Source organism: Streptomyces sp. YS-3, from assembly GCF_045257485.1.
Lineage (GTDB): Bacteria > Actinomycetota > Actinomycetes > Streptomycetales > Streptomycetaceae > Streptomyces.
This window is the reverse complement of sequence record NZ_JBJHPC010000890.1, coordinates 1-1918: the sequence shown is the minus strand read 5'-3', so window position 1 is coordinate 1918 and position 1918 is coordinate 1. Positions and strand designations below refer to the sequence as shown.

At 73.4% G+C, this 1918-nt stretch carries 2 protein-coding genes; both read right to left on the bottom strand.

Annotated elements, in window-relative coordinates:
• Positions 1-3: 3 nt before the first annotated feature.
• A complete protein-coding gene (locus ACJA3G_RS35990; protein ID WP_406557235.1) occupies positions 4-1098 on the bottom strand; it encodes a prenyltransferase/squalene oxidase repeat-containing protein in 1095 nt (364 codons plus the stop codon).
• Entirely contained in the window at positions 1095-1865 is a 771-nt protein-coding gene (locus ACJA3G_RS35985) for a class I SAM-dependent methyltransferase (protein ID WP_406557234.1), read from the bottom strand. Before ACJA3G_RS35985 ends, ACJA3G_RS35990 begins: the two co-directional genes overlap by 4 nt.
• Positions 1866-1918: the final 53 nt, after the last annotated feature.

Genomic DNA, 1918 nt, shown 5'->3' with positions numbered 1-1918 from the left:
GGCTCAGCGAGCGGGCGGGGTGGGGGAGCCGCAGCAGTCCGGGGCCAGGCCCCGGGGCAGGCGGTCGCCCGCGAAGACCGCCGCCGTCGCCTCGTCACCACCCAGCGCCGCCACCGCCAGCAGCAGCGACCCCGCCGTCCACGTCGTCAGCTCCTCCGGCCACACCGCCCGGTTGCCCTCGAAGACGTACCCCGTCCAGTACAGGCCGTCCCCGGCCCGCAGGTGCTGGATGGACTGGAGGATCTCCAGGGCGCGGTCCGACTCGCCCACCACCCACAGCGCGAGCGCCAGTTCGCAGCTCTCGCCGCCCGTCACCCACGGGTTGGGCAGGACGCAGCGCACCCCGAGGCCGGGCACCACGAAGTCGTCCCACCGCGCCTCGATGCGCGCCTTCGCGTCCGCGCCGGTCACCGCGCCCCCGAGGACGGGGTAGTACCAGTCCATCGAGTAGCGCGACTTGTCGAGGAAGCGCTCGGGATGGCGGGCCACCGCGTGCGCGAGCGCGCCCGTGGCCAGCTCCCAGTCCGGCTGCGGCTCCTCCCGCTGCTCGGCGATCGCCAGCGCGCACCGCAGCGCCTGGTGGATCGAGGAGCTGCCGGTGAGCAGCGCGTCGGTGACGGGCGAGCCGTCCTCCTCGCGCTTCCAGCCGATCTGCCCGCCGGGCTGCTGGAGCCGCAGCACGAACTCCACCGCCGCGTACACCACCGGCCACATCCGGTCGAGGAAGGTGTCGTCGCCGGTGGCGAGGTAGTGGTGCCAGACCCCCACCGCCACGTACGCGACGAAGTTGGTCTCCCGCCCCCGGTCGGTGACCTGCGTGTGGTCCCCGTCGTGGTACGCCGCGTACCAGGACCCGTCGTCGTTCTGGTGCCGCGCCAGCCACGCGTAGGCGCGCCCCGCCGCCTCGTGCTCGCCCGCCGCGTCCAGGGCCATCGCGGCCTCGGTGTGGTCCCAGGGGTCCAGATGGTGCCCGCGGAACCACGGTATGGCGCCGTCCTCGCGCTGCGCGGCCAGGATGCCGGCGACGGTCGTGGCGGCCTGCGCGGCGGTGAGGACCCCCGGCAGGACCAGGTGCTCGGTCCGCTCCGGTGAGGTCACTTGGCGCCGGCCTTGCCCGCGGGGGCGAGCGGGACCCCGGCGTCCACCGGGGCGAGGTGCGGCTTCGTCGCGTACGCCACGAAGCTCTTGCCCACGACCGGGTTGAGCGCCTGCTCCGCCAGCCGCGTCACCAGCGGCTTCTTCATGATGTCCCAGACGAGCAGCTTGTGGTACGCCCGCACCGGCAACGCCTTGTCGTTGTCGACGCCGAACGCGCACTTGAGCCACCAGTACGGCGAGTGCAGCGCGTGCGCGTGGTGCGTGCCGTACGGCTTCAGGCCCGCCTCGCGCATCTTGCCGAGCAGTTCGTCCGCCTTGTAGATGCGGATGTGGCCGCCCTCGACCTCGTGGTACGCGTCGGACAGCGCCCAGCAGACCTTCTCCGGCCCGTAGCGCGGCACGGTGACCGCGATCCGGCCGCCCGGCTTGAGGACGCGGACCATCTCGGCGAGCACACCCTTGTCGTCCGGGATGTGCTCCATGACCTCGGAGATGATCACGACGTCGAAAGACGCGTCGGGGAAGGGCAGGTTGAGCGCGTCGCCCTCCATCGCGGTGGCGGTCGCCCCCTCGGGCGCCTCACCCGCCTCCTTCATCGCCGCGAACCACTTGGCGACCTCGCGGATCTCCTCGCCGTTCTGGTCCAGCGCCACGACCCGCGCACCGCGCCGGTAGCACTCGAAGGCGTGCCGGCCCGCGCCGCAGCCCAGGTCGAGCACGCGGTCGCCCGGGGCGAGCGGGAAGCGGGAGAAGTCGACGGTCAGCACGGGGTCTGCCCTTTCGGATGGAGAACTGCGGGGGCCGCGGAGCGGCCGGGGGG